Origin of the sequence: Streptomyces sp. NPDC006655 (assembly GCF_040703965.1) — a bacterium.
Classification (GTDB): domain Bacteria; phylum Actinomycetota; class Actinomycetes; order Streptomycetales; family Streptomycetaceae; genus Streptomyces.
Genome location: NZ_JBEYJU010000036.1, coordinates 20094 through 45271, shown reverse-complemented (window position 1 = coordinate 45271; position 25178 = coordinate 20094). Strand labels below are relative to the sequence as shown.

The window sequence follows — 25178 nt, the reverse complement described above, 5'->3', positions numbered from 1 at the left end:
TTCCTGAGCCTGCCTAGACCGCAAGGGATTCCTGTCAGAACGGCGGAGGTTCCGGGCCGAAGGTTTCCGCCCACTCAGCCAACGTCTTGGCTCCCTTGCTGAGGTTGCAGGGGGCACACGCCGGGACGATGTTGGCTTCAACGTCCTCGCCGCCCTTGGCAAGCGGCTGCACGTGGTCAAGGTGCGTGGCGACCCCGTTGCAGTAGGCACATGCGCGCTTCCAGCGGGCCAGAATCTCCGTCCGGCTGTACGCCACGTGGGCTACGCCATAGCTGTCCGCACGGCGCTTGTGAGTCAGCGTGTGGCGCTTGTCCGGCGGAAGACTCGCGTAATAGCGGCGCCGGTGCTCTGCTGCTGCCTTTCTCCGGCAAGTCGAGCAACTAGACGAAACGCGCTGCGCCTTACCCGCAAGAAAGCTATCCGCGCTCTTGGCCCGACCGCATTGCCGACAGACTTTCACCGCGCGTTCACCCCCATAGTGAAACCAATAACCAGCGCAACCAGCGCCGCTATGAATGTCGCCATCATGCCTCCCTCAAAACAGATGCGCCGCGAGTCACGGCCACGCTTATGGCGTCCGCGTACCGAGGCCAGTCCTTGCGCTTATGGGCGTCGCTGCGCACATGGATTACGTCACCGGCTGCCATTCGGCGAACGTCGCCTAGGGCCGGAGCGTTGGCGTAGGAAATACGCCTCTGCATAGAACCTCCGAAAATGAGAATGGGCCCGGCAGGCACCCCGGAGTCGGGAGGTACCTACCGGGCCCGGTAGAACGGCTACAGCGCCTCCGCCGGAAGCACCAGCCGCACGTGTTCCACAGCGACCCATACCGCGCGCTGAGTCTTGCGCCGGACAAAGCCGCTCTCGTTTCCGGTTGGCTTCACCAGCAGGAAGGGATACACCCGACCCTTAATCCGGCGGGTAGTCACTCGCTGCACAATGGCGTCAGCGAGCCGCACACGGTTTCCCCGGCGGGTCGCGTAGGCGACTAGGTCACCCGCGTAAATCTCGTCGCCACCGTAGTCAGTGACCGTGCCTCGCTTGCCCACGGCTACGCCACCCGCTCCCAGCCGGTTCCCTCGCTGTCAACCTTGAAAACCCATGTGTCACGGCCGTATCCCGGTGCGTTCGTCCGGAACGTCTTGTCATCCTCCAGCCGCTGAACAGTCAACACGTCACCGCGCCTAACACTGGCCCAGTCAAGGCCAGACTTGAGAATGCGGATGCGGTCACCGACGGCCAGCGGACGGGTAGGCGCCGGAGCAACGGCCTTAGCAACCTTGTCGGCAATGGCGAGGTACTTAGCGCGCGTCGCGTGGCCCGCAATCTCCCACCTGTAGCCGTACGCCGACACACCCTCATAGATGGCCTTGGCGACCTTTTCGCGCGTGTCGAGAATCGGCGTAAGGTCCGCCTCGCGCGCCAGCGTCACCTTTCCGTCCGCCTTACGGACGAGCCACCGGTCAGCGCCGTACGTCGGGTGCGGTCCGCTGATGATCCGCGCGGGCATTTCCATACCCTTGTACTTGACTTCCTGGTCGACCTTGAATTCAGCCATGCTCAGCGCTCTCCCTCGCTGTCAATGTCCCACTTGAATCGCCTACGGCGCTCATGCTTTACCGCCTCACGCGCCTCCGGCGGGTACTCCCAGAGGGGACGGCGAATCTCTTCATCCACCGCCCCCTTGAGAGCAACAATCCAGACGGCGCGGTTTATCAGCCGCGCACCCATGTGCTACACCAGCGCGATAACGCCGGAACCGAACACCGGAGAATCGTCCGGCTCAGGCGCGGAGCGCTCTTCCACGGTCGCCAGAATCTTCACCGGCTCGCTGCGCCCGTCCGGGATGCGCTCCGCAACGGAGTTGTCCTGAGTGAATCCCAGGTGAGTCAGCGCGTTGACAGCCTGCCGGACACCGTGGGCGCGAACGATGGCGGACGCGTAGCCGTTCTCGTCCTCGCGGTAAACCTCATAGAAAGCCATTGAACTGTCGTCCTTTCTGTCAGCGGGTAAGGGCGTCGGCCCAAGGCTCGATAACCGTGATGACCGGCTTGCGGTAGGACACGTCACGACCCTTCTTAGTCGTGTACTCCACCAGCTCAAGCGAAAGTTCGCAGAGTGCCTCGCCATCGATGGCGGAAAGCTCATTCTCGACGTCCGCCAGCGAAATCAGCAGGTCCCACGAAGTGGAAGTGAACTGGCCGACACCAAGGTCATAGTCGTCAGCGAGCCGGAACGTGACCTTGATGTGCGGGGCCGGGCCCATTTCGTCGCGAGCAGCCGCCTTGCGCTCCATAAGCAGTTCCGGGCAGCCGCAGGGTTCGCCGTAGTTCCGGTCCATGAGGGAAGTGATTCCGTCGCACTCATGAATGGGACCCTTGCGGCCCCACTGAATCAGCCGGTCCTCAATGGCCTTGGGCCCGCTGAGCACGATCTGAACAGCGCTACGCGTGGTGAGAACCTGCATAGCGTCGTCCTTGGGCGTGTCCCACTCGGTGGCTTCACCGCCATAGAGCTGGGCGATAGCCTCCGCCGTAGCCGGGTCCGGCGTGGTGACTCGCCAGTGTTCCAGCGAGACAGGGAGGTTACGGCGCGCCTTCTCGTCATACACGCTCATGCCGGAGCGGAAGAAGAACGCGAATTCCTGCTTGGTAAAGGTCCGGCGCTTCGGCTTGGCGTCAGGGTCGGTCTCAAAGATGCGAACGGCCATCGGGGCCCCTTCGTTAGTGGGTAAATTTACCCGGTGTGCTGAACGTCCTGGATCGCAAGGGATTCCCGCGCTACTCGCCCGGCTTGCGGGTGGCGACTTCCAGCGCGTCAGCCCAGGTGGCTTCGCCGTCCTGCTCACACTGCGCGTAGACAAGCTCAAGCTCTGCCTCGCGCACGTCGTCCGGCTCACCGGTAATGTCCAGGAAGACCGGGACCACGTTGCACGCGCCCGTACCTTCCAGCGGCTCGAACTTCTCCAGCGGTGCGCCGAGACGCGCCAGCACGTGACCGACCAGGCAACCGGGGCTACGCGTGCCGTCCTCAGCCGTGTGTACGTACAGGCAGGAACCTTCGGTAACCGGTACCCCGTCCAGGGTGGTGCCGACCATGTGCGCGGGCAGTTCGTAGACATAGTCTGGCCGTTCGGCAACAACCGCGCGGAGGGTTTCCTTGACCTTGCTGGCCGGAACGCTGATTCGCTGCATGCTCACTCCCGTTCTCTGTGGTTTCTTCCTTGTGGGAGTGCTGGACCGCAAGGGATTCCTGAGGGCGGAGCCGGACAGCAAAAAGCCCCGCAGACCAGCCAACAGGCCAGTCCACGGGGCTACTTGGGGCGCCTAGGGGCGCATGAGGCAGCGCGCGGGGACGTGAGCCGCGCTGGTGTACTTGAACGCGCTACAGGGGGCGTCCACCTGCGCCCAGCAACCCCCAGCGAGAACCGTCAAGGCCATGACGACCATGACCACTCCCCACCACTCATCGCGTCGCATCACTTCCCCTTACTGCCGGTCCACGCAAGCCAAAAGATCACGGTGCCCCAGAACCACGGATCGGTATAGAACATGTCCCCTACTTCCTGCGCTGAGTGCCGGTCACGACCTTGCCAGCGGAGCGCGCCAGCGGACGGCCGAGAACCTCGCGCGAAAGATCACGGTCCCAGTCGAAGACCTGACGGAGTGCCAGGAACACAGCGAACACCTTGTCGCTGATGTCGACCGGCTTGAACGCCCAGCTATCCGGCGTGATGTGCAGCACGGCAGCGCCATCGAACTCCGGCATGGGATGCTCCGCACCCTCCGAGTCAATGAGCTTGTCGGCATGCGCGTACGCCGACATTTGAAGCGCAACGTCCGGATACGTGTCCTTGGACGTCTTCCAGTCGACAATGAGTAGAACCGGCTCGCTGTCCGGGCCGCGCGTCGGATCAATGATCAGCTTGCCATCAAGCCGCTTGATTACCCACACGCGGAGAATCGCATCAAACGAACCGGCATAGCCGTGCGTGTCGGACCATGCAATGTCCTCAGCGCGGACAAGCTCCGGATTCACCATGCGGAGAAACTCGGCAAAGCCCCGCCGGTACGGCTCAAGGTCCGGATGCACCCGGCCTACGGCCTCGCCGCGAATCATGCGCTCAAACAGATCGTGCGCGTCGCTTCCCACATTCGCGCGCATCTTCGTGTAACGGCCGGGGGCGTTCTTGAGGTACTCAACGGCAGCGTCCTCGCCCGCTGTCTCGATCATCTGCGAGAGGAAGGCAAAGCTCTTAACGGCGGTTTCTGCCACCAGCTTTTGCCCCCAGTAGCGCAGGAACGGCTTGGGCAGCATGGACAGCGATGACGTAACGCCCGGCACACTGACGCGCGTCTCGGGATTCACGTAGAACCGCGCGCCGGAGCGCTGAACGGTATTGATCTTGGCCACGGGTGACCCCTTTCTAGGTACGAACTACCTAGACCGCAAGGGGGGCCTGTGGTGGGAGTGGTGAAGTGAGGTCTTTCTCTGTACTGCCCTTAGGTTTTTATGTGAGTACGAAAAAAGACACCACTTCACCACCAGCACCACGCAACGCCACGGCTCCGGGCGCTGAGGCTCTGTACGCCCCGCTGAGGGCATGAGAAAGCCCCGCCGGGCCGGAGGGACCCAACGGGGCTGAGAGGGCGCTACGCGGGCGGCTAGACGCCGTTATAGACGCGCTGGCACTCGTCGTAACTAGTCGGGTTGTCAGGGCTGCACACCACGGCGCCGGAGACAGTCTTACGGGTCAGACCTTCCGCGACGTGTCGCCGACAGCGGGTGCACAGCGCCAGCGGACCACTCGCGGGATGCTCCGGGTCGGCAGTCACCCAAGCGGCTCCGATCTTTTCCTGTGCGCCGTCCAGCAACGCCACCAGCGGGTCACTGTCGGCCAGCCCTGCGGAGCGGTACGCGACCGACCGCATGACCTCCCGGAACTCTGCCACGGTAAGCGACAGCGTCAACTCGCGCGTGTGGTCGTCCGGCAGGGTCTCAGGTTCGTTGCTCACGACTCCCCCTCAGGCCGGTACGCGGCATGCAGCGCCATCCACAGCGTCATGCACTCGCTGTAGTTGGCGCCATGATCCGGAGAGCACACGCGCGCGCCATCCTTGTCTCTGGTTCGCACCACCGGCACGTCACGCTTGCAGCGCGCGCACTTCGCCGTCCGGGTTTCGCTGCTCACTTGCTGTCTCCCTCAGTCAGTCCCAGCAGTTCCGCCAGCCGTCCGGCAGGCTTGTACGGCTCCGGCTCCGCCTCAGGCTCCGGCTCCGGTCCGCCGACCACTTCCAGCCGGGGCGCTTCCCGGCCGTCCCGCTTGGCCAGGATTCCGGCCATGGCTACCAGACCGCCCGCCCACTTGAGCGCGTCCGCCTCGCTCATCTTGATCTTGACCGGGCGCCCTACGTCCGGGCCGTCTGTGATCTCTGCGTACAGGATCACGAACGGGGCTAGCCCGGCCCATCCGTCTGTACCGTGGCCGGTCACCTCGGCCGGGTACGGACGCTTACCGCCGGTTCGTCGTGCCATCACTCCCCCTCACGGGAAAGGGGCCCAGCGTTGCCACCGGGCCCCACCCTGCCTACGGCCTACAGCTCACTCGCCAGCGCAACCAGTTCCATGATCTTGGCCTTGAGCGCCTGCTTGTCATCGTCGCTGAGTTCCTTAGCCGCCTTGAGCGCCTCACGGATCTGCTTGTCGCCCGCCTGGAACTTGGTGGCCACCCGCTGGGCGACCGTTTCAGTCTTCAGCTCCTCAACGGCCTCAGCCGCCGTCTCGTCGCCCTCGCTGGCCTTGGCCTCAAGTTCCTTGAGCTTGGCCGCCTTTTCGGCGTTGCGCTCCGCCATCAGTTCGCGCTTGGACTTGGTTGCGATGTCGTAGAACTTGAAAACCTGTTCCGACGGCTTGAGTTCGGCAAGCTCCGGCTTCAGCTCAGCGATCTTCGCGAAGTGCTCGGCGAATTCCTCGGGCGAGTCGTCCAGCGCGCGGACCATCTGGATTCGCACGTCAGACATCTGGTTCTTGACCGACGTCCAGAACTTGTCGACCAGCTTGGCCGCGTGCTCCGCGTCGCCACCTTCATCAGCGAGCTTGGCCTTGGTCGTGGTGATCATGTCCTTGCGCGCCTGGAGAGCCTCGGGCGTGGTCGTGGTGAGGTCCGGCAGGCCGTCGGGGCGGATGATGCGGCGCTGGCCGTCAAGGAACATCTCAGCCGCCTGCCGTGCCGTCTGGGCCACCTTCACCGTGAGCTTGGCACCATCGTGCATGATGCCCACAGCGGCGTCCACACGCTCCGCTACGCCCTCGAACTTGCTGTAGTCGGGCAGGACGGCCTCAGCCTTGGGCGCGCGCTTGGCCACAGCCTTGGACGGCTCCGGCTCCGGCTTGGGCTGAGCCTGAGCGGCCTCCCGGAAGCCATCCCGGAACTTTTTCTTGAGCTGGGTCCAGCTCTGCCCGTCCAAGTCCCCAGGCACCTTGCCCCTGGACGGGAGGCTGGAGATCAGATCTTCGGTTTCCTTGGCCAGTTCCGCCAAGCCTTCCGTGTTCTCTGCTTCCGCCAGCGACCGGGCCCGCTCGATGTTGGAGACAACCTGATCGCAGGTGACCAGGTTCGGGTCTGCGGCTTCCACGCTGTCACCCAGCGCATCCGCCAGCGACTCGTCAATCTCGACGGTTTCGGCCTGAGCGTTCTTCGCTGCCATGATCTCTCCCATTTCCTTTTGCATGATCTTCCAGCATGACGCGCAGATGTTCAGTTCCGACGCGTCTACGCTGCTGATGTACCGGGCGCCCTTGTCGCTGAACATCAGGCGACCGCACAGGGTTTCGTCGTTGCCCCTGCTGAGGTGGGCCCCGCCCTTGGTGCTGACCTTGCAGAAAGAGCGCGACGGCTTGGCGTTCAGCCACTCGTGAAGCTCGTTGCGCTCTTCCATTTCCCCGCCCCTTGTCTGTCGTCGTTCTTAGGTACGGGGCGACCTTACCAGTGTGGCCGCCCCGTTACAAGCTCGGTGGGTAAATTTACCCACTAGACCGCAAGTGCTTCCTACTCTTCCGGCCAACCGACCCAGTAGGGCCCTTGCTGGCCACTCTCTTGGTAGTCTCGCATCTTCTGGGCGGCTTCCAGCAGGTTGCGCCCGATGTTTTCAGCCTCAGAGATGGTCAGCGGCACCTTGACCCATCGCCCATCTTCCCGTCCGCCGCGAATCTTGATCGAAAACGTGCAGGCAAAATCCCTGCCGAAACGTCCCAGTCCGCCGAGTGTGGCCATTCGACCGAACCAAGTGTCTGGATGGCGTGGCACTTATCCCTCTCTTCCGGCCGGTCCGTCCGGCGAGGCACCAGGATGGCACGGGCGGAGACCCGCTGTCTACCCAGGTGGGTAAATTTACCCGGCAGCCGCCGGAGCCGGACACGACAAACCCCCTGCCACCAGCGCGAATGCGCCAGCAACAGGGGGCAGGGAAGAACTAGCCAAGCCGGGTGATCAGCGCATCCGTGCGCGCGTACAGCAGATCCAGGGAGCCGTCATTGAGGATGCCCTCAGTGAACGTGAAGTCATCTAGGGCTGTCTCGCTGTCATGCGTTCCGGCGGCTCCACTCAGGCCAGCACCAGGGCGACTCACGCGGACGGGAATCAGGCCAGCGCGCTCAAGTGTCAGATATTCGTTTTCGTACCTCATGTCAGTCACGACAATCGGGCCGTCGGCCTTGACTGAGCGCTCCAGCAGCGCACGAATCCAGAAACCAGGGTCCAGGGTCCGAACCGTCTGGCCTATGTGCTGAAGCACGCGGCGAACCTCCGGGTACTTGGCCTTGGCGTAATCCCACCCGAGGCTCTGCACGAGACTGGACAGCCGGACGTGCGCGTATCCCCCGCCGTTCCATTCGGTCGGAATCAGCGGATCCACGGACAGCGCCATTTCCTTGAGCGGGTCGGCGAAAGCCAGCCGCGTATAGCCGTGCTCCGCGACCAAGCGTGCTGCCACGGTGTCCTTGCCGGAGCGTGCCTTACCACACAGCGCGATACCAAACAAAATGCCCTCCTAGGTAGCCGGTAGCTATCTAGGAGGGCAAACGATTCCTACGCCACGCTGGGAGCCTCGGGGGAAGCCGCCGGGGCAGGCGGAGCCGGATCAGCCGCCAGAGCCTCAGGGGCCTCGCTGAGCGCCGTGAAGGGCACCCCAAGGTCGCTGGCAACGGCCTCAGCGTCGGCCACCAGTGCCTCGCCATCGACCCCGTGCTTGGCAAGCCACCCGAACGCGAACGTCACCAGGCCGGTTACGCCACCCTCGACAAGTCCGCGAACGTCGCTGGCCATGGTGTGGGGGAAGATGTGGGGCGCGAGAATGCCGGTAATAACGGTCGACACGGAAGCCGCCGCGCTCGCTGCCTTGACCTTGCCGGAAATGGGCTGCATTTTAACTCTCCTGATCTCTGCGGAATTCCATCCGCCGTCTGCCCGGATGCGGATCCGTCTGCCGGATAGCCGCAATCGCATGGTCGGTCGTGTGTGCCGCTTGCCAGTCCCGAACTTCACCTACGTCGTTACGGAGTTCGTCAAGTCGGCCATTCAGGCTGCCGATAGCCTCGCTGATGGCGTCACGTGTCTGTGCCCCTTCCTCGCGGGCAGCGCCACGGCTACGTCTGGCAGCGAGGTACGCCGGACCGGTGGTGACGACAGAGGTGAATACCGCTGCCATGGCCCACCATGCGCCCGGCGTAACCTGCGCTCCGTCCATTACCGCACCTTGGCCTGAAGTGCCTTGACTTCAGCCTCAAGGGTGGACACGCGCTGATCGAGCGTCGGCGTGGCCGGGGGCGCCGGAGGCACCTTGACCGGAGGCTTGTTGCCGACCGGCCGGACCTTAGTCGGAGGCGCCGGAGGCAGCGCCCAAGCACGGAGCGCCGCAGCACTCTTGAAATTCGCCACGTTGCGGTCAATGCCGCCCGCCCACGAATACTGATGGATAACCCACGCGTGCTTGATACCCGGCTTGCCAGCGGGGCGGTTCGGGTCAGCGATCCAGAGGCCATCCGCCGGTCCACCGTTGTCGCTGTCGCGCGTGCGCCAGTAGTCCACGTTGCAGTACAGAACCACCTTGTGACCGGGCGCCTTGGCCTTGACGCGAGACACGAACGCATCCCGCTCAGCCTGACTCACGCCGGAGGTCTCCCAGTCGAACGCGAGGATATCGCCGCTGTGCAGTTCGACCTTGGAAAGGAAGTAATCGGCCTCAGCCGCTCCCCCGTTCCGGCCGAAGTGATAATGCCCCACGACCAGCCCCGCAGCGCGTGCGTGAGCCACCTGGGCGTGGTAGCGCGGGTTTACGTAGGAAGTGGCCTCGGTCGCCTTGACGAACACGAACGCCAGTCCCTTGGTGTCGAACGTCGCCGTCTGATAGCCGGAAACGTCTACGCCGAGAACTGCCATGTGCCGAACTCCTTAGCTGAAGACAGGCGGATTGGTGTTCACGCCGAACTGTGTGACTTCGGCGGTTGAGGCGACGCGATTCGCGGACACGCCTACCGGCTCCATTGCCGACGGCCAAGCGAAGTTACGCAGGTTGGTGACCAGCGCCAGCACAGCGTCATCCGTCATGCCACCGTCAGAGGTGAACTGTAGGTACATGATCACGTTGCCGTTCCCGTCGGCTGCCGTAATCGAGTAGTTGATGTTGTTGAGTTCCTGCATGGGTCCCCCTTAGTTGGACACGCGATACACGCACATGGTGGTCGCGATAGCTGTGCTGGTGGACGTACCCAGCGACGAGCCGGAGTTCTGCCACGCCGCAAGTTCCACGTAATCGCCCACGTTGAGCTGAACGAACGTGCTGCTGAGCACCGAAGTGCCGTTGGATGCCGACGGGGCCACCTGGTTGGCCGCCCCGACTACTCCGGCCCCGTTCAGAAAGATGTTCAGCGTGCGCGTGCCGCTGGAGTTCGTGGCGAAACACACGGAGCCGGTTATGTAGTACCAACCAGCCGTCTGGCACGTGAACCGGCTGGTGTTCGTCGTGGTGCTGTGCGCTCCGTCGGTGTCGATAAGCTCCGTGTCGAGATTCAGCACGGTCGACGTGGTGCTACTCGCCAAGTTCTGAGACACGGTCGAATAGCCCTTGAACGCCACGGGGCTCAGCAGGAAGTTCAGGCCGTTGTAAACCGTCGAATTCCACAGCGAGGCCGAGAGAATGCCGCCGGTCGTTGCCATGGACGGAGTAGGGATTGTGGCCATGCCTTACTTCCTCACTAGTACGCAAAGGATGCCTGATCGAACTGCGGCAGGGTGTCGGAGAACTGCGCGTAGGTGACAGGGTCGATAGGGCTGCACTGCAAAGTGACCCATGCCTCGTTGTTGCTGTCCTGGTCCCAAGTGATCTGCTCAACGAAACAGTCGACAGTGACCGTTGGGGCACCCGGCGGACGGCGATTGATGCGCACCCGCGTACCAAGCTCAAGCGCCAGCAGAGACGGCCACAGAGAGGTAGCCGCCGAAGGGTGAAGCTTGATGCTCTGGACGCGCGTCAGCGGTTGCTTGTACCGGCTCACGAGGTAGTCGGCGGCATCCTGGCACTCGGTAGCGCTGGTGGTGTTGAGGCTCCGCGTCATGTTCCGTTCGTAGTACGCCGCAATGCTTGCGCTGTCCTGCGCCACGAAAGCCGTGCCGGTCGTGGTCTGCGTGATAGTCGCCACGTTCGCCAAGTGCGTACTGTCGAAATCGAGTTGCAGATCCTCAAAGGGCAGCTCCCCCGGTCCGTCGCCGAATGTCAGCGCCGGAGTCAGCGCGTTGTAGCGCGCATTGCGCCCCCGGAAGGTGACCGTGCCGTCGGCGGCTACGAAGTGCTCACCGTTCTCGGTTTCAACGACGGCATTCAGCGCGGACATGACGTCAGTGCCGCCGATGTCAGTTGCCGGGCCCATGGACGTGGTGAGGCCGGTCCCAATGCTGCTGGCACCGGTATATCCCGAGTAGCGGAGAATTCGCGCGTATCGCGCTGCTGAAGACTCGCCGACGGCCGCCGTTCGCCACGCTGTGTAAAGGGCACCCATGTCGGTTGCCGACAGCAGAGAGGGGAATTCGGTGACAAACGCTAGGTCGCCCTTGAATACGTCGTTCGCAACCTTGGTGGTCGGGAACCATGTAGCACCGATCACGTCAACTGGATTACTGAGCGTCGGCTGAGATGACCAAGTCGTCGTAGACGTGACTCCGTCCATGGAATAGCGCATGTTCGTGCCATCGAAACCGAACACAAGCAAGTGCCAATTACCATCGGCCACAGACGAATTCTTGAGTACCTGACTGCCGAAAGAAGCATCGGTATTCCGCGTGTTAGCCAAGATCCGAAGCCATCCATCGTTGCCAATGGTGATCCGGCAATGTCCATCAAAAGACGTGTCGGTCCCTGGGCTGGTTCGCGTCTCCCACAGGGTCATGCCGTCCGGTGGCAGGGTCCCAGTACGGAAAGCGAGCATGCGCGTCCATGCCGTCGTGGCCGGTCCCTTCACGGTGGCGCCAGTAAGGTCAAGCACCGTTGCGGGAGCGGGGGCACTCGTACCAGGACTCAGCGGGCCCGCCGTGACAACGGTCCCAGTAGACCCGGCCACTCCCCCGCTAGCACTGGCAGACGTGATCGAGTTACCCGACGTCCAGTTACCCGTACCCGCCTTGGCATACGTCAGGGGAGCCGCAGGGAAGTTGCCGGTTGAATCGGCGAACGAGGTAGATCCGGACGCATCGGCCAGCGCATAGCAGAAACGCGGATTATGCGACTGAATTTCCTCAAGGAAAATCTCCTTGAGCGCCACCTGCGAAAGCAGCGCGAATGCGTCAACGGCCGTCGGCGAAACCTGCCCGTACGTGCCGCCGTCCGCCCACTGGGTAGGCCAGCGCTCAGTAAAGCCGGTAAACAGCGGGTACCACGTGCCGGGGCTCACCCAAGTGCTTGCGCTGGACGCGTATTCCAGTTGCCAAGCATCCGTCTCGATCGTGCACGCACCCGGAGCCGCAGCGCCGAGGCGGAGTCCAATCCGCATGCCGTACACGTTGCCGGTGGTCGGGGCGGTAGCCGTGACGCTCACGGTGGTCCAGCCGTTGACCGTGGAACTTCCCGTGAGAACCGGCGTAGAACCGTATGTCCACGTGAAATTGGCCGCCGTCGCGTCACAAAAGCCAATCAGCGCACCGACGTTGGGGTTTACAGAGTCCGTGATGCATCGGACCTTGAACGAAACGGTGTAGGTGGCGCCCGGTCGTATGGACAGTCCATCGAAATACGCGATTCGAGAGTTAGTGGCTTTGCCGGACGGCACAGCGAAACGGAAGGTGTTCGTACCTTGGTAGGCCGTCAGGCTGCCGGAGGGAACCGCAATGCTGCCGTTGCTGGCGTCCGTGGAAGACAGGATGCCCCACGATGCCGGAATGGGCCCGGCCGCTGTACCCTCGCCCCCGGTGGCTATCCACGGGTCAAGCATGTTCGCCGTCGGCGGCCACTGGGCACGGCGCCGGTACGGCTGATAGGGCAGGATGCGCGATGCGTACGGACCGCCGGAGTTCGTTGGGTCCAGTACGCCATCCTGTGAGCCAAGGGTGATCTGATACTCACCACTCTGCGGCTGATCAAGTTCGTACTGTTTGCCCCGTCGCGCGTTGGCCTGAGACAGCGTCCGGTCTATGAGGTTCACTGTCAGCGTGGACGGGAAGCTACCCCCCTGGGCAGTCCACGCGGGCCCCCACAGCTCTTGGATGACCGGATAGTTGGGGTTGGTAGCCATACTCACCTCACAGCAAGGGAGGGCGGGTAAATTTACCCACCCTCCCCCACCTGTCTAGCGCCTGAACTGCTGATAGGTCACGGAGTTGCGCGCGCCGTAGCGGAGCATTTCCGATTGCACGACGTCCCTAAGGTCACGATCGCTGTGAACGGACCCGTGAACCTCAATGTGAACGGCGTGTACCACGCTGGTGGTTCCGGTGCCTGAGCTACCAAGCTCCGGAGTGCTAGCGCCTGCTATGAGAGCCGCAGACATGCGCTTAGCCGCTCGCTGCACAGCAGACATGCCGCTATCCACACCGTTGACCAGACCGGCCGGAATCCACGCACCAATCTCGTGGAACACGCGCGAGGGAGAGCGAATCCCTAGCTCACGCTTAATGGCCTTGGCCATGGCCTTTCCGATCTTCTCCATTTGCTTTTCAATGGCCTTTTCCTTGGACTGAAGTCCCTTGATAAGACCCTTGGCGGAGTCGATACCAGCCTTATACATGGCGTCTGCGACCACAGCGCCCGTGGAGTTCGCGGAAGCCTTGAGGCTCTTCTGCGTGGTGTTGAGCTGAGCAATCTGCGCGGAATTCGCCGACATCAGGGCATCCGCCGTAGCGCCTCCCTGGTCAACACCAGCCGCCGCAATCTGCTCGATGAGATCAGCGCGCAGACCCTTTTTCTTCAGCGCCGCAAGCTCGTTGCTGAACTTGAGCGCCTTGGCCGCCTGATCCTGCATGTTGGCAAGGACGTCCCCGGCTGTAATAGCCGCGCCATCGTCCTGGGGCTGCATGACGATTGACGTCCCCTGCATGATGCCGCTAGCGATGTTGTTTCGCTCGTCGGCCCATTCCTTTTGCAGGTTCTTCAGGTTGGCTTGGGCCGACTTAAGCCGCTTGGCGACGCTGTCACGCTGCTTGGCCAGCTTGTCAAGCTGCGCACCTTCCTTGCGGACGTAGGTCTCAAGGTGCTTGATCGCTGCCTCATGCTGCGCCACCCAACGGTTACTGACACCCTTCCGGCCCTTTTGGTCGGCGACTGCGTTGTACGCGTTCATGAGCTTGGTGAGCGTGCTCTTGATGGCGCTCTCAACGCGACTGGTCGAACCGGTAAGACCCTGGATCAGACCCTCATTGACCCAGATACCAATCTGCCGGAACACGCGCGACGGCGACTTAATGCCAAGAATCGACTTGGCCGTACTCACGACACCGTGTGCGATGTCGCTGATGGCCTTACCGACGGCACCGCCCATACTGCCGATGCCGTTAATGAGACCCCGGATAAGGTCCGCGCCAGCGCTGGTCAGTAGCGAGCCGAAGCTACTCGTGATGCTCTGAATGGCACTCACGGTGTCATGGAATGCCTGAGAAGCAAGCTTCTTCAGATCCTGCCAAGCCTTGCCCCAGTGGCCGGTAAGGACGTCCATGACGACAGCGACGATATTCAGGATTTCGTGCATTCCGGTGGTCACGGCGCCGGAGATAATCGCCCAGGCCGTTTTCACTATGCCGGAGATCAGATCCCAAGAAAGCTTGAGTGAACCCTTGAGAACCTCAAAACCGGCAGACAGGAATGCCCAAGCAATCTTGGCCTCAGTCTTGATGCTTGCCCACAGCAGAGCCCAAGTTTCCTTGATCTCCGTACTGTGAGACTTCCACCAGCCGCTGAAGTCCTTCATCCGTGCCTTGAGCCACGTGAGCACATTGGCGTTGAACCACTTCACTAGCGCCTGAACAGCCTTGACCGTGAATGCCCAGGTGGCATGAAATCCGCGCAGCGTCGCATCCCAAGTTGCCTTGAACGCGTGAGCCACGGCCGGAATGTTCGTCTTGATCCAGCCCCACACTTGCTTCCAGTGCACGATCAAGAGCGTCAAACCGGCGATAAGCGCGATGATTCCGGCGACCACCCAAGTTATCGGGTTGGCCAGCAGTGAGTCAGTGAAGGACCACGACGCCAGCGAGGCAGCAGCGAGGCCGAGTGTCACGCCACCCAGCAGCACACCGAACACCTTGAGGTATACGGAGTGCGAGGCAAGGAACATGAGTCCCTGGGTGAGGACGCCGAAAAGCTTGGTTGCTGCCGGTAGCAGGTTATTGCCTATTCGGATACCGATGGCCTCGGCCGTGCCCTTGAATTCGGCCATGCGCTGATTGAACGTCTGCTGAACGTCCGCCCAACCCTCGACATGCTTTCCGCCGTCCTTAACGTGCTTGCTGATTCCGTCGACGTTCTTCTGAAACGTAGACATGTGCGGGCCCGTAAGCTGAAGTGCGCCCATCATTGACTTCGTGCCGCCAACCATGGTGGCCAGCGCGCCAATGTATGTCTTCTTTGATCCACTCGCCTTATTGAGCGCTCCCTCAAAGTCCTTGCTGCTCTTGGAAGCCTTTTGCAGGGTCTTAATGAGGACGTCCCCGCCGGGACCCATCTTGCTCTTGATGGCGTCCGTAAGCGTGTTCAGCGTCGCGGCCAGACCCTTGGTGCCAAGCTCGTGGGAGACCTTGTTGGCGTCTAGCCCAAGCCCCTTCATAGTGGCCGCAGCTTTTGCCGACGGATTGGAGAGCTGACCAATCGTCTGACGGAGGTACGTGGCGGATACGCGCGCGTCGGTACCCTGTGACGTCATGGTGGCCATGGCGCCCAAGACTTCATTCAGCTTCACGTGCGCGGCGGCAGCAACCGGCAGGATGCCGGACATAGAACCGGCCAGCGCCTCAAGGTTCGTCTTGCCCTCAGCCTCAGTGCCAACCAACGCGTTCATAACGGTGGTTGTGTCGCTGGCGCCGAGCTTGTACGCGTTCATCGCTGTCGTGACAGCGTCGGTCACCGTGGCCAGATCAGCGGCACCGACCTTGGCACCCATGGCCGAAGTCTCCAGCACCTTGAGCGCGGCAGAGCCGTGAAAACCGGCCGACTCCACCATGTACAGACCGGCGGTCAGATCCTTGGTCGACTCGCCGACTCGCCCGGCCATGTTCAGAACGCCATTGGACACTAGGCCCATGTTCTTGGCGGCCTCGCCAGCGCCGGTACGCACGCGAGTCATCTGAGTCTGGAAGTCAGCCGCCATGTGAACGGTTTTCACGGCAGCGACACCAGCGGCTACGCCGATACCAAGCAGCGCGGCTTTCGCCACACCGCCCATTCGGCGCATGTTTCCGCCACCTTCGGCCTCAACGGTCGCAAGCTCAGTCTTGACACCCTTGGCCGTGGCCATAAAGCCGGTAGCGGAGCCGAGAAATTCGATAAAGACAGGAGGGAGTGCACCCATGGGTAAATTTACCCGCCTCTCTTGCCATTGGTGGCCGCCGCCCAAGCACCCACGAAGAATTCGCGAACCTTGGGGGTCGCCTTATCGACACCCGGCTTGAAAAACGGGTATTCGCCCTCGATTTTTGCTTTGTAGCGGTTCTGATAGCCGCCCTTACCGCCGGACATGACCACCTGCGACCACTTGCCGACACCCTCAGGGCGTGGCTTGCGGCTGGTCCGGATGGATCGTTGAAGGTCACCTGTAAGCACACCGGGTCCGCCGGTACGCTTGACGTGGTCGGGTGCCCGGTGAATGTTGAATCCAGGTGCGCCGGTTGCCTTATCCGGCCCCTTATGTGCCCAGCGAGGGCGGCCACGCATACCGCCCTTGATGCGCGACCGCGTATAGGAAGTTGCCTTACGCAGCGCCACGCGTGTCCCCTCGTTAGAGGCGACTTGCATTTCGCCCAGCTTGGCGCTGACTTCCTTGACACCCTTGACTACTGCACCAAACTCACCCATTGGCCGCCCTTTCGCTGATGATGTTCCGGGCGCGCTCAACGGCGTCGTCTACGGCCAGCAACCAGTCAAGTTCTACGGCGGATTCGGCGTCCAGCTCAGACGGGCGACAGTGCAGCAGCGTGCAAAGCCGCCACGTCCGGTATTCCTCGCTGGGGAGTTCATCCGCCGAGTAGGTGCTTCCGCCCTTGGATGAAAGAGCCTCCGTTAGGCGACGGAGGCTTCGGTAGGGGAATCGGCAGCCGGGGACGGGTCAAAGTCGGGGTTGAGCTGGGCGAGGTACGGGGCTACCGCCGTTCGCAGCGCGTCAAGGTCCCGGCCGGGAAGATCCTGGCAGGCATCCGCGCTTACGCCGAAGCCATACGACCAACCGGCCACCAGGGCAGCAACAAGCGCGTCGTTCAGGTCCTCAAGGAGGTCGAATGCCTCGCCCATACCGGCCGCAATCTTCAACTGCTGGTCCGGGGTGAGGTCGACACCATCGGCCTGTGACTGCGCTTCCTCAACAGCGTTGACGAACGCCGGAAGGCCAGCAAGCCGGGTCTGAATTCGCTTGATGGGTCGCCGCCCGCGCTCAGTGACGTCAGCAACATCGCGCAGATCTGCGGTAGCGCCGGAGGGGAGGTTAATTCGCTGCATTACTTGTACGTCCCGGAAGTCACGGCATTCTGAACGGTCACCTTGATCGGCGAATACCCGCCAGACGCGCCTACGTCAGTGGTGTTTGCGAGGGCAGTGAACGTAATCGGGATTTCGATGTAGTCCTTGCCACGGGTGATGTCAGCGGCGCTCAGAGAGCACTTGGACATGTGGAACTTGAGCTGAACGGCGGAAGCACCAGCACCAGCAGAGAAGTTGAAATCGACGGACGGCTTGGCAGTCGTGAGGTACTGCGTAAGCGCCGTGTCGTCTTCCATGATCAGCGTGGCCTTACCATCGACAGACACCGGACCAGACCAGAGCTGAACGGGCGCCTGAGTACCGTCGACCGAGTTGATAACGGTCACGGGACGCTTGATGGTCACCTCGCCGTCAATGACTCCGGCCTGAGTCACGCCAGCAATCTGCGCGACACCCTGCCAGCCCACCATGGGCGGAACGGACGTCCAAGAGGCCGTTGGAGCCGTGGCCGCGACGCTGCCAAAGGTGGTTGTCTTGGCCGAGTAGGTCAGCAGGCCATCAGCGGTGAACTTGAAACCAACCTCGCTGAACTTGGCACCGGGATACTGCCGGTTACCGGCCACGTACTGATCATTCAGCGTGTAGGAAGTCGGCTGCCCGTTACCGGTGTTGAGCACGGAAAACACGTGCGTGTACGGGGCAGAGGCGCCGGAAGTGACCACGTCCGCCAGCACACCAGCGAGCGGGAACCCGATGGTGTCCGGGTACACGTCGCCGTCAAAGTCCAGCGTCCCGGACAGTGGACCGGCCACCTGATCGTAAACGTCGACCAGAGCGCCCCGATAACCCTTGTCGTCCAGGAGGGTCAGACTGTCCTTGGGGGTGATCTGCGTGACCGGGATGAACTGAGTAGACGCAACGGGAGTGCCCGGCGTGGTTTCCTTGGCAATTCCGAGAAAACTGAGCTGAGTTGCCTTAGGCATTACGCGCCAACCTCCGGGGAGTCAGTGGAAACCGGCGCGTCGGCCACCGGCTCGGGAACGGAGACAGCCGGGGCGGAGGGGGTAAATTTACCCACCAGCGGAGTGAACCGGCCGTCCCCAGGGTCAGAATCAAGCGTCACGGTGTCGCCCGGAGCAACGCTCAGCGAGAGTGACGGGTAGTAGCGCTCATCAGAGCCGCTGTATGTGAAGTCAGGCATCATATCCTCGTGACGCATTCGATTTCGACAGTGACGCAAGCGCGCTTCCCGCCGTGCTCGCTGTCCCACTCAACTTCCGCGTCATCACCCTTGGGCTGCGACTTGATGACGTTTCCGCCGAGTGTGAGATCCGTCCGCACAATTGCGATCACGGAGTTGGCCAAGTCCATAGCCCGTGTGTAAGCCACTTGACCGCTATCGCTTCCTCTGAACACGTCCACCACAATTTCTACGGTGTAATGCTCGTCCAGGAAGCCGGGACCCCCGCCCCCGACCATGGCCCCCGCCTGTAGCTGTCGGCGGACACGGCCAATGGCCACGATGTCGTCTGGTTCGTTGGGCCCCGGAGCGTCGAACACGACCAGCAGCGAGGCACGGGTGTTCACCGGATCCGGTGCAAGCCCCGCTGTGCACTGGTCATAAAGCCACTGGCGTACCGCTGGTGCTGTGCTCTGCGGGATGCTCATGCGATACCGGGCCCTCTGTAGAACGGCTGCCACAGCTCAAGCACACGGCTCGGAATGGCAAAGCCGGTCGGCACGATGGCCTCGCCCCCGTCATAGGCTCCGGCGTTGAACTTCGGCCGTCCACCACCCTGTTGGGTCATCTGCCACAGGTGCCGGATCAGTTCGAGAACGCCAAGCCGAACAGTCCAGGGCACAGCGCCAGCGCGACCGGCCGTATAGACAACCTTGATGTTCTTGGACCCGTACGCGAATGTGGCAGCCTCGCCACCCATCGTGCGCCGGGTGATCTCCCCCGTGCTGTAGTCGACCGTGAACGCGAACGCGTCCGTCTGGCCACCAAGCGGCTGCTCTGTCAGCGGAAAGGCACTCAGACCGTAATACTCCGTCGCGCTGAGCACGCTGGATATCGGCGTGAAATCCGGCATGATCCGGCTACGTCCGCCATCGAACCACTGGGTATGCGTTTCCGGGATGAACGGACCACAGTGGTTCCGGGCAATCTCGCCAGCAGCGAGGATGAATCCCTGAAGTTCGTCATCCTGCCGAGTGTCGTTGGACGGGATGTTCAGGTGAGCCTTGACGCCAGCGAGGTCAACCAACTGTTCGGCGCCCATGGTGCGCACCTGGAACTGAGTCTCGTACGACCAGCCGGTTGCACTCCAGCGAACCAGCCACACACCAGGCACGCTCACGCCGCTCACAACGGCCGTGTACGCCCCGCTGACGGGTCCGGAGACCGCTGGGGCACTGGCGGAGCCGGAAGGGTCTGTGACGGCCACAGAGACGCCCTGGAGACCCGTGAGGGCATTGCCGCTGTCATCGGTCGGCGTGACCTTTAGCGGTACGTCTTGCCCGACGTAGTAAATCAGCGACATGCCCTCACCTACTCAGCAGTCTTAGCGCTGGCCCGCTTTGGCTTGGTGGCCAGAGCATCGGCTACGCCCTGCTTGGCGCTCTCGTACATTTCGCGCAGCTCATCGCGCAGCGAATCGGGGTTTACCTTGTCCAGTTCGCCAGCGACCCAGGTGAGTGACTCGCGCACCAGTGCCTCGCGTTCCTTGTCGCCGGATCGCTGCGTGCCCTCGAATTCGTCCACGAGACCGCGCGCGTAATTGATGGGATTCATGAATTCCTCTCAGCCAAGGGGGCCGGGGAAGGCGGGTAAATTTACCCACCCTCCCCCGGCCTAGGGTCCGCTTAGAAGGTCGGCGGAACCAGCGCAGTACCGTCGATAACCGAAATCGACTTGGGGTAACGCGCGGGCTGGAAGCTCATGTAGTTGTACAGACGGACGAACACAGACAGCTGGTTCGCGTAGGTCTGCGGGAAGGCTTCCGCCTTGACGTTGCCCTCCCACGCCATCAGGTCGGCCAGACGGGCAACAATGATGCGGTCCTGGTTCGTACCGGCGCCCACGTTGGTCGGAATGAGCGCGTCCACGTAAACCGGCAGACCCTGAATGGTGCCGACGTAGCCCTGAGAAACGACGCCAGCGTCAGTACCAAGCGCGTTCATCGGCTGGTTGGCGTTCGGGACCACCAGAGGACGGCCGGACGAGTCGACAGCGGCCAGCAGAGCGGCCCAGCGACGCGGGTGCATGATGATGGTATCCGGCGGAAGGAAGCGGTTCGTGTGAACCTGCTGGATGCCGTTGGCGATAGCGCCGTAGATACCCGTGATAGTGGCCGCGCTGGTCGTGACAGCGTTGGTGCCCGACAGGGTGAAAATACCGGTCGGGTTACCACCGGAGCCGGAACCGGACAGAATCAGGGTGTTGTACTGCTGAGCGTAGGCCGCAGCAAGGTCGCCCAAGATAATGTCGTCAACGTTCAGCGGCGACTGTTCGATGAGCTGAAGCGAAACAGTCTGGCCACCGGCAATGGTCGTCACGCTGGACGAAATCGAGCCGGTCGTAAGGTCCGTCTGCTGAACGGCAGTGTTCTGCGTGCCCTGAACGGCCACGGCAGTACCGGTCTGCACCTTCGGAATGTTGATCGAGTCGGTACCGGCCGGAAGCGCCTGAGTCGGAACCAGGTTGCCGGTAATCCGGGCCGGTCGCGCGAGACGGACGAACTCCTTCTCAAGCCAGATCGGGGGCACGAACTCACCGCCAGCGCCGTTGACCGTAGTCAGCGCACGCGCCTCAGCCTGCCGACCCCGGTTGTTGCGCTGAAGTCGGTCCATGGCGTCACGGTCGCCGTTCTGGCGCGCATTCCACATGTCACGGAAATACGACTGACCGCCGAGGCCGGACCGGTAAATCTCCGGCTCAGACTTGACACCGTCACCGGGCTTCGGCGCGTAGCGCTTGGCCATCTCCGCCGCAGCCTCATCCGCGCGAACCTGGGCGTCAAGCTCCGCAATGCGCTCATCAAGGGCGCGGATCTCAGCCTCACCAGCATCGAAAGCAGAACGCTGCTCATCGGTCAGCGCGCTATCGGCGCCTCGGGCCTCAGAGAGAATGCCGTCAAGCTTGTCACGCTCAGCGGAACGCTTGGCGACCAGTTCAGCAATAAGTGCACGCTTGTCCATTAGGGACCCTTCTAGGTTCGATTCTTTGGGGAATCGCCCACCGCAAAGTCAGGTGGTGGCCTAGGTGGTGCCCTGTGTTGCTTAGGGTCCGGCGTAGGCTCCGGCGTGATGCCGGGCAGGCGGAGAAGCGGGTAAATTTACCCGGCAACTCAGAGGTTCAAGCGGCGCAGACGCGCCTCATACAGCGAAAGGTCATCGCTGCGCTTAGGCTCGGCCTCCGGCGCGGCATCAGCCGGTCGGTCGGCAAGCATGTCGGCGAGGTCGGGCACGGAGCGGATCAGTTCCGCCAGCCGTTCACGGTCCAGGGTGCCGTCACTCAGCGCGCTCCGCAGCGAGGTAAGCCCCGCCGTGTGAGGATTCGCGCCGTAGTTGACAATGCTGACGTCGCCCTTATTCATGTTGACTTCAGTGATATCGCGCTGTGTGTAGTCGGGCGACCACTCCTGACGAGTGACCCGAAACGCAAAGCTCATCTCATCAAGGTCACCCCGCTCCATAGCGCTGCGAATGTCGCGAACCTGCCCGTTGTTCGGGTCTAGGTCAGCTTCCACGTGAAGCCCCGTGGAGTCCTCGGAGAGCCGCATAGTGCCCGACTTGGTGCGCGCCAGCGTCATGCCGTCGTGGTTCAACTTGAACGGGACGTCAGCGCCCTCAGCGAGCGTCTTACTGAACGCGCCCCGACGGACAACCTCTGTGTAGTCGCCAAGCCAATCCTGCATTTCGTACGGGGTTTCCGTGACGCTGGCATACCCGGTAAACCGAAGGTTCCCGTTGCCAACTTCGCGGATCTCACAACCGTCGATAGGTCGGAATCGGTTCTCACGTACGTTGCGCCGGTCTGCGCGGCTCGTAAAATCGCTCATCAGAGCACAGCTCCCAACGCGTCAGACTTGGCCGGAGACGGCGACGCTTCGTTGTCCTTCATTTTTGGTGCGGACGAATTCAGCGGCATGGCGATATCGTCGCCGCCATCAATCGGCGCATAGTTCTCAAGGGCGCGGATTTCGTTAACGGTCATGATTCCGGTACTCCGGGCAGCCGTATAAACCGCGTAGCGCCCCGCCGTATCCGTGCGCAACAGCGCGTCAGCGTTGAACCGTGCCGTCTGTGGCTTGGGCAGCATGGCCGACCACGCATCTTCGAAACGTCCAAGCCATGCACTCAGCGTGTAGGCGAGGAAGCCAAGACCCTGTTGCTCAATGCCGGTGCCCCACGACGTTGTCTTGTCGACTTGGCCCAGCATGTGAGGCGGGATGCCAAACAGCATGGCTATGTCGAGATTCTGTGCCGCGCGGGTACCCAGGAATTGCGCATCTTCCGGGGACACGCTAATTGGCTTCCACTTGGCGCCACCGGAGAGGACACCCACCGTGTGGGAGTTCTTCAGCCCAGCGTGCGAGGCAGTGAAATTCTCCTTGATCTGCCGAGCGCGGTTCACGTCAAGGTCAGCGTCGATTTCCACGACGCCAGTCATGTGCGCGCCCTCGCCGAAGAAGCGGGCACCGAACTCTTCAGCGGCCAGCCCGAGGCCAATCGACTGTCGCGCGTATGAGATCACGCTCATGCCGGTGGGCGACTCAGGCATTGACATACCCATGATGTGGACCATGTCGTTGACCGATTCGAGCGGCTTGCGGTCAATCTTGTATACCCGCTGGCCGTAGGCATCAAAGGTGCAGTCGACCCGGTCAGGGTGAAGCACGCGGAGCCGCTGGGGGCGCCCATAGCTGTCGCGCGACAGCACAAGACAGTAGGCATTGCCGCGCAGCAGCAAGCTCACCATCATCTGAACGAAGCCTTGGCGCCGTGTCGGCAAACCAGCCGTAGCGGTGCCGCCGAACGGGTCAGCGATGATGGCCGGTGCCGGTTCGATCGTTTCCCGGATCTCACCCTTGGCGCGTACCGCGTCGAACGGGAGCCCTGAGACGGCGTCTGAGAGCAGACGAACGCACGCGGCCACCGCGAGTAGCTGCATGGCGGTTTCGTCCGTCACGGGGACGCCTGAGGCCGTATAGGCAGCAAGCGAGCCGTTCGAGGGGATGGTCCAGGGGTCACCCGCACCGGATGGCGCGTAGAAGCGCTTTTCAGCGCGTGAGAACACACCCATTACTCATCAACCGCCCAACCCACCACCAGGATAAGCGCGCCCAGCGCTGCCAGACCTGCCGTAGCACTCCAGCGCCATGCAGCGTCAACCAGCACACCAGCACCGACGAGACCCAGCACATTGGCAGCGAGCGAACGGGACAACTTCCCCGCTAGCTTTCTCACGGGTTTCCCCCTAAAGGTCAGCCCACGAAAAGAATTGGGGCACGGGTACGGTTTCCGGTTCCTGGCAGGCACGTTCCAGCGCCATTACCGCGCTGACGGCGAGGTCAATCTTGCGAGGTGACCCCTTGGCATCCTTGCTGAGGCGTGAGCCGCGCGAGTCAGTGCGAAGCACACAGTTAGACAGGTGGCGCGCCAAGCGCGGGTCACCAGAATGCGTCAGCGTCTTGTTCATCACGGACTCATAGAACCGCTGAGTTGCCGGAACCATGCGCGAGGGCGACTGAGGGAACTCCACAATCGGAAGCCCCTCGGATTCGAGGATCTGATACGTGCGCGCCCAGCGGAAAGGGTCACAAACGATCTCACGGACCTGCCAGCGACGGCACGCCTTACGGATCTCTTCCTCGACGCTGAAAATGTCGACCGACCAGCCGTTGTCGGCGTCCGTCGGCTTTTCCCAAGCGGCGACCACGTCCACGTGCGGCTTGTCGTCCTCGCCCTGTGGGCAGGAAACGACCACTAGCGCTGTGGAGTCGTTGTTGAACGAGCCATCGAACCCCAAGACAACCTCAGTGCCATCCGGGATGGCTCCGCCGGTCTGGCAGTCGTCCCAAGCACCAGCGGGCAACCAGGCTTGAGCTGTGCTCACCCACTGATTAAGTCGCTTAGTGCGGTACTCCGCCTCAGGTGTGCGCAGAACCGAGGAATGGAAATCTTCCTCGCTGACAATGTCGTTGAAACCGGGGTTAGCGGCTGCCCACACTGCCGGGTCCCGGTGGTCGGCACCTTCCGGCGCTCCCCACCACTCAAGGTAGAACGCAGGGTCTTCAATCTCGCCCCGAATGACACGTTCGCCGTACTGATACATGCCGTAGCACAGCGAGTCGCCACCGGTCGAATCGCTCTTCACACCAGCGGTGGTGATACCCACCATCATCGGTTCGACCCGCGCGCCTGAGGCCAGCGACATAACGTCCCACAGCTCTCGGGTAGGCTGCGCGTGGACTTCGTCAGCGATGGTCAGGTGAGGGTTCAAGCCTTCCTTGGTGAAGGCTTCCGCCGACAGCACGCGATAGACCGAGCCGGTAGCCGGAAGTTCGATGGCGTCGCGATAAACGTTGAAACTGTTCGCCATCTCTGGCGCCATCTCAATCATTTTCTTCGCTGTGCCGAAAACGATCCGGGCCTGTTCCTTGTCGGCAGCGATGGAATAAACCTCGCCACCCTTGGGGCCGGAGACAAGTCCGTAAATGGCTACTGCCGCGCCAACGGCGGATTTGCCATTCTTTCGTGGCATGCCGATGAGCGCCTGCCGATGCTTGTATCTGCCATCCGGGCGCCGGGCCAGCAGACGGCCGAACGTATCGCGCTGCCACGGCCGGAACTTCAACAGCGTGCCGGAGGAGCCGCCCACAGAGTCCTTGGTGACCCGCAAGAACGACTCGCTGAACGTCACGAACTGCGCTCCGTCGCCACGCTTGATGTCGGCGGCAGAGACCGGGGTCAGCAGATAGGGCCTAGCCATGCTGCCTCCGGGTAAATTTA

At 62.3% G+C, this 25178-nt stretch carries 28 protein-coding genes; all 28 read right to left on the bottom strand.

Annotated features, from left to right (window positions below):
• Positions 1-34: 34 nt before the first annotated feature.
• Positions 35-256, bottom strand: coding sequence for an HNH endonuclease signature motif containing protein (locus tag AB0958_RS21920; protein ID WP_366892130.1), 222 nt, complete (start codon positions 254-256; stop codon positions 35-37).
• 795 nt (positions 257-1051) lie between these two features.
• Positions 1052-1558 (bottom strand): hypothetical protein, encoded by a 507-nt coding sequence (locus AB0958_RS21915; protein WP_366892129.1) that lies wholly within the window; start codon positions 1556-1558, stop codon positions 1052-1054.
• A 176-nt stretch (positions 1559-1734) separates the two neighbouring features.
• Positions 1735-1983: a hypothetical protein gene (locus AB0958_RS21910; protein ID WP_366892128.1), complete on the bottom strand. Its 249-nt coding sequence runs from the start codon at positions 1981-1983 to the stop codon at positions 1735-1737.
• Between the two features lie 19 nt (positions 1984-2002).
• Complete coding sequence (locus AB0958_RS21905) at positions 2003-2710, bottom strand: hypothetical protein (protein WP_366892127.1); 708 nt, start codon at positions 2708-2710, stop codon at positions 2003-2005.
• 70 nt (positions 2711-2780) lie between these two features.
• The gene (locus AB0958_RS21900; RefSeq protein WP_366892126.1) at positions 2781-3194 is read right to left on the bottom strand and encodes a hypothetical protein; all 414 of its coding nucleotides are present in this window, start codon (positions 3192-3194) and stop codon (positions 2781-2783) included.
• A 364-nt stretch (positions 3195-3558) separates the two neighbouring features.
• Complete coding sequence (locus AB0958_RS21895) at positions 3559-4413, bottom strand: hypothetical protein (protein ID WP_366892125.1); 855 nt, start codon at positions 4411-4413, stop codon at positions 3559-3561.
• Positions 4414-4664: 251 nt separating this feature from the next.
• Entirely contained in the window at positions 4665-5015 is a 351-nt protein-coding gene (locus AB0958_RS21890; RefSeq protein WP_366892124.1) for a hypothetical protein, read from the bottom strand.
• Positions 5012-5191 (bottom strand): hypothetical protein, encoded by a 180-nt coding sequence (locus AB0958_RS21885; protein ID WP_366892123.1) that lies wholly within the window; start codon positions 5189-5191, stop codon positions 5012-5014. The genes AB0958_RS21890 and AB0958_RS21885 overlap by 4 nt, the downstream gene beginning before the upstream one ends.
• Positions 5188-5535 (bottom strand): hypothetical protein, encoded by a 348-nt coding sequence (locus AB0958_RS21880; RefSeq protein WP_366892122.1) that lies wholly within the window; start codon positions 5533-5535, stop codon positions 5188-5190. Before AB0958_RS21880 ends, AB0958_RS21885 begins: the two co-directional genes overlap by 4 nt.
• Positions 5536-5594: 59 nt before the next feature.
• A complete protein-coding gene (locus AB0958_RS21875; RefSeq protein WP_366892121.1) occupies positions 5595-6938 on the bottom strand; it encodes a hypothetical protein in 1344 nt (447 codons plus the stop codon).
• Positions 6939-7048: 110 nt separating this feature from the next.
• Positions 7049-7273, bottom strand: a complete 225-nt coding sequence (locus AB0958_RS21870) for a hypothetical protein (RefSeq protein ID WP_366892120.1) — start codon at positions 7271-7273, stop codon at positions 7049-7051.
• Between the two features lie 199 nt (positions 7274-7472).
• A complete protein-coding gene (locus AB0958_RS21865) occupies positions 7473-7991 on the bottom strand; it encodes a hypothetical protein (RefSeq protein ID WP_366892119.1) in 519 nt (172 codons plus the stop codon).
• A gap of 95 nt (positions 7992-8086) precedes the next feature.
• Entirely contained in the window at positions 8087-8422 is a 336-nt protein-coding gene (locus AB0958_RS21860; RefSeq protein ID WP_366892118.1) for a hypothetical protein, read from the bottom strand.
• A gap of 321 nt (positions 8423-8743) precedes the next feature.
• Positions 8744-9436: a GH25 family lysozyme gene (locus AB0958_RS21855; RefSeq protein WP_366892117.1), complete on the bottom strand. Its 693-nt coding sequence runs from the start codon at positions 9434-9436 to the stop codon at positions 8744-8746.
• Positions 9437-9448: 12 nt separating this feature from the next.
• Positions 9449-9697, bottom strand: coding sequence for a hypothetical protein (locus AB0958_RS21850; protein ID WP_366892116.1), 249 nt, complete (start codon positions 9695-9697; stop codon positions 9449-9451).
• A 9-nt stretch (positions 9698-9706) separates the two neighbouring features.
• Entirely contained in the window at positions 9707-10213 is a 507-nt protein-coding gene (locus AB0958_RS21845) for a hypothetical protein (RefSeq protein WP_366892115.1), read from the bottom strand.
• Positions 10214-10251: 38 nt separating this feature from the next.
• Positions 10252-12777 (bottom strand): hypothetical protein, encoded by a 2526-nt coding sequence (locus AB0958_RS21840; protein ID WP_366892113.1) that lies wholly within the window; start codon positions 12775-12777, stop codon positions 10252-10254.
• A 54-nt stretch (positions 12778-12831) separates the two neighbouring features.
• A complete protein-coding gene (locus tag AB0958_RS21835) occupies positions 12832-16041 on the bottom strand; it encodes a phage tail tape measure protein (protein WP_366892112.1) in 3210 nt (1069 codons plus the stop codon).
• Between the two features lie 8 nt (positions 16042-16049).
• The gene (locus tag AB0958_RS21830; RefSeq protein WP_366892111.1) at positions 16050-16544 is read right to left on the bottom strand and encodes a hypothetical protein; all 495 of its coding nucleotides are present in this window, start codon (positions 16542-16544) and stop codon (positions 16050-16052) included.
• A gap of 204 nt (positions 16545-16748) precedes the next feature.
• Positions 16749-17180 (bottom strand): hypothetical protein, encoded by a 432-nt coding sequence (locus AB0958_RS21825; RefSeq protein ID WP_366892110.1) that lies wholly within the window; start codon positions 17178-17180, stop codon positions 16749-16751.
• Positions 17180-18145 (bottom strand): phage tail tube protein, encoded by a 966-nt coding sequence (locus AB0958_RS21820; protein ID WP_366892109.1) that lies wholly within the window; start codon positions 18143-18145, stop codon positions 17180-17182. Before AB0958_RS21820 ends, AB0958_RS21825 begins: the two co-directional genes overlap by 1 nt.
• Positions 18146-18362: 217 nt before the next feature.
• Complete coding sequence (locus AB0958_RS21815) at positions 18363-18830, bottom strand: hypothetical protein (protein WP_366892108.1); 468 nt, start codon at positions 18828-18830, stop codon at positions 18363-18365.
• Positions 18827-19705: a head-tail connector protein gene (locus tag AB0958_RS21810; protein WP_366892107.1), complete on the bottom strand. Its 879-nt coding sequence runs from the start codon at positions 19703-19705 to the stop codon at positions 18827-18829. Before AB0958_RS21810 ends, AB0958_RS21815 begins: the two co-directional genes overlap by 4 nt.
• Positions 19706-19713: 8 nt before the next feature.
• Positions 19714-19956, bottom strand: a complete 243-nt coding sequence (locus AB0958_RS21805; RefSeq protein ID WP_366892106.1) for a hypothetical protein — start codon at positions 19954-19956, stop codon at positions 19714-19716.
• 71 nt (positions 19957-20027) lie between these two features.
• Positions 20028-21362: a phage major capsid protein gene (locus AB0958_RS21800; RefSeq protein ID WP_366892105.1), complete on the bottom strand. Its 1335-nt coding sequence runs from the start codon at positions 21360-21362 to the stop codon at positions 20028-20030.
• A gap of 149 nt (positions 21363-21511) precedes the next feature.
• Positions 21512-22225 carry an HK97 family phage prohead protease gene (locus AB0958_RS21795; protein WP_366892104.1) on the bottom strand — a complete coding sequence of 238 codons (714 nt, stop codon included), beginning with the start codon at positions 22223-22225 and terminating at the stop codon, positions 21512-21514.
• Entirely contained in the window at positions 22225-23355 is a 1131-nt protein-coding gene (locus AB0958_RS21790; RefSeq protein ID WP_366892103.1) for a phage portal protein, read from the bottom strand. Before AB0958_RS21790 ends, AB0958_RS21795 begins: the two co-directional genes overlap by 1 nt.
• 288 nt (positions 23356-23643) lie before the next feature.
• The gene (locus AB0958_RS21785; protein WP_366892102.1) at positions 23644-25158 is read right to left on the bottom strand and encodes a terminase large subunit; all 1515 of its coding nucleotides are present in this window, start codon (positions 25156-25158) and stop codon (positions 23644-23646) included.
• Positions 25159-25178: the final 20 nt, after the last annotated feature.

Bases quoted from the DNA above. Each gene is read 5' to 3' on its own strand.
- AB0958_RS21915 (WP_366892129.1), bottom strand. From the start codon at position 1,558: ATGGCTGAATTCAAGGTCGACCAGGAAGTCAAGTACAAGGGTATGGAA.
- AB0958_RS21910 (WP_366892128.1), bottom strand. From the start codon at position 1,983: ATGGCTTTCTATGAGGTTTACCGCGAGGACGAGAACGGCTACGCGTCC.
- AB0958_RS21905 (WP_366892127.1), bottom strand. From the start codon at position 2,710: ATGGCCGTTCGCATCTTTGAGACCGACCCTGACGCCAAGCCGAAGCGC.
- AB0958_RS21900 (WP_366892126.1), bottom strand. From the start codon at position 3,194: ATGCAGCGAATCAGCGTTCCGGCCAGCAAGGTCAAGGAAACCCTCCGC.
- AB0958_RS21880 (WP_366892122.1), bottom strand. From the start codon at position 5,535: ATGGCACGACGAACCGGCGGTAAGCGTCCGTACCCGGCCGAGGTGACC.
- AB0958_RS21875 (WP_366892121.1), bottom strand. From the start codon at position 6,938: ATGGAAGAGCGCAACGAGCTTCACGAGTGGCTGAACGCCAAGCCGTCG.
- AB0958_RS21870 (WP_366892120.1), bottom strand. From the start codon at position 7,273: ATGGCCACACTCGGCGGACTGGGACGTTTCGGCAGGGATTTTGCCTGC.
- AB0958_RS21860 (WP_366892118.1), bottom strand. From the start codon at position 8,422: ATGCAGCCCATTTCCGGCAAGGTCAAGGCAGCGAGCGCGGCGGCTTCC.
- AB0958_RS21855 (WP_366892117.1), bottom strand. From the start codon at position 9,436: ATGGCAGTTCTCGGCGTAGACGTTTCCGGCTATCAGACGGCGACGTTC.
- AB0958_RS21850 (WP_366892116.1), bottom strand. From the start codon at position 9,697: ATGCAGGAACTCAACAACATCAACTACTCGATTACGGCAGCCGACGGG.
- AB0958_RS21845 (WP_366892115.1), bottom strand. From the start codon at position 10,213: ATGGCAACGACCGGCGGCATTCTCTCGGCCTCGCTGTGGAATTCGACG.
- AB0958_RS21840 (WP_366892113.1), bottom strand. From the start codon at position 12,777: ATGGCTACCAACCCCAACTATCCGGTCATCCAAGAGCTGTGGGGGCCC.
- AB0958_RS21835 (WP_366892112.1), bottom strand. From the start codon at position 16,041: ATGGGTGCACTCCCTCCTGTCTTTATCGAATTTCTCGGCTCCGCTACC.
- AB0958_RS21830 (WP_366892111.1), bottom strand. From the start codon at position 16,544: ATGGGTGAGTTTGGTGCAGTAGTCAAGGGTGTCAAGGAAGTCAGCGCC.
- AB0958_RS21825 (WP_366892110.1), bottom strand. From the start codon at position 17,180: ATGCAGCGAATTAACCTCCCCTCCGGCGCTACCGCAGATCTGCGCGAT.
- AB0958_RS21820 (WP_366892109.1), bottom strand. From the start codon at position 18,145: ATGCCTAAGGCAACTCAGCTCAGTTTTCTCGGAATTGCCAAGGAAACC.
- AB0958_RS21815 (WP_366892108.1), bottom strand. From the start codon at position 18,830: ATGAGCATCCCGCAGAGCACAGCACCAGCGGTACGCCAGTGGCTTTAT.
- AB0958_RS21810 (WP_366892107.1), bottom strand. From the start codon at position 19,705: ATGTCGCTGATTTACTACGTCGGGCAAGACGTACCGCTAAAGGTCACG.
- AB0958_RS21805 (WP_366892106.1), bottom strand. From the start codon at position 19,956: ATGAATCCCATCAATTACGCGCGCGGTCTCGTGGACGAATTCGAGGGC.
- AB0958_RS21800 (WP_366892105.1), bottom strand. From the start codon at position 21,362: ATGGACAAGCGTGCACTTATTGCTGAACTGGTCGCCAAGCGTTCCGCT.
- AB0958_RS21795 (WP_366892104.1), bottom strand. From the start codon at position 22,225: ATGAGCGATTTTACGAGCCGCGCAGACCGGCGCAACGTACGTGAGAAC.
- AB0958_RS21785 (WP_366892102.1), bottom strand. From the start codon at position 25,158: ATGGCTAGGCCCTATCTGCTGACCCCGGTCTCTGCCGCCGACATCAAG.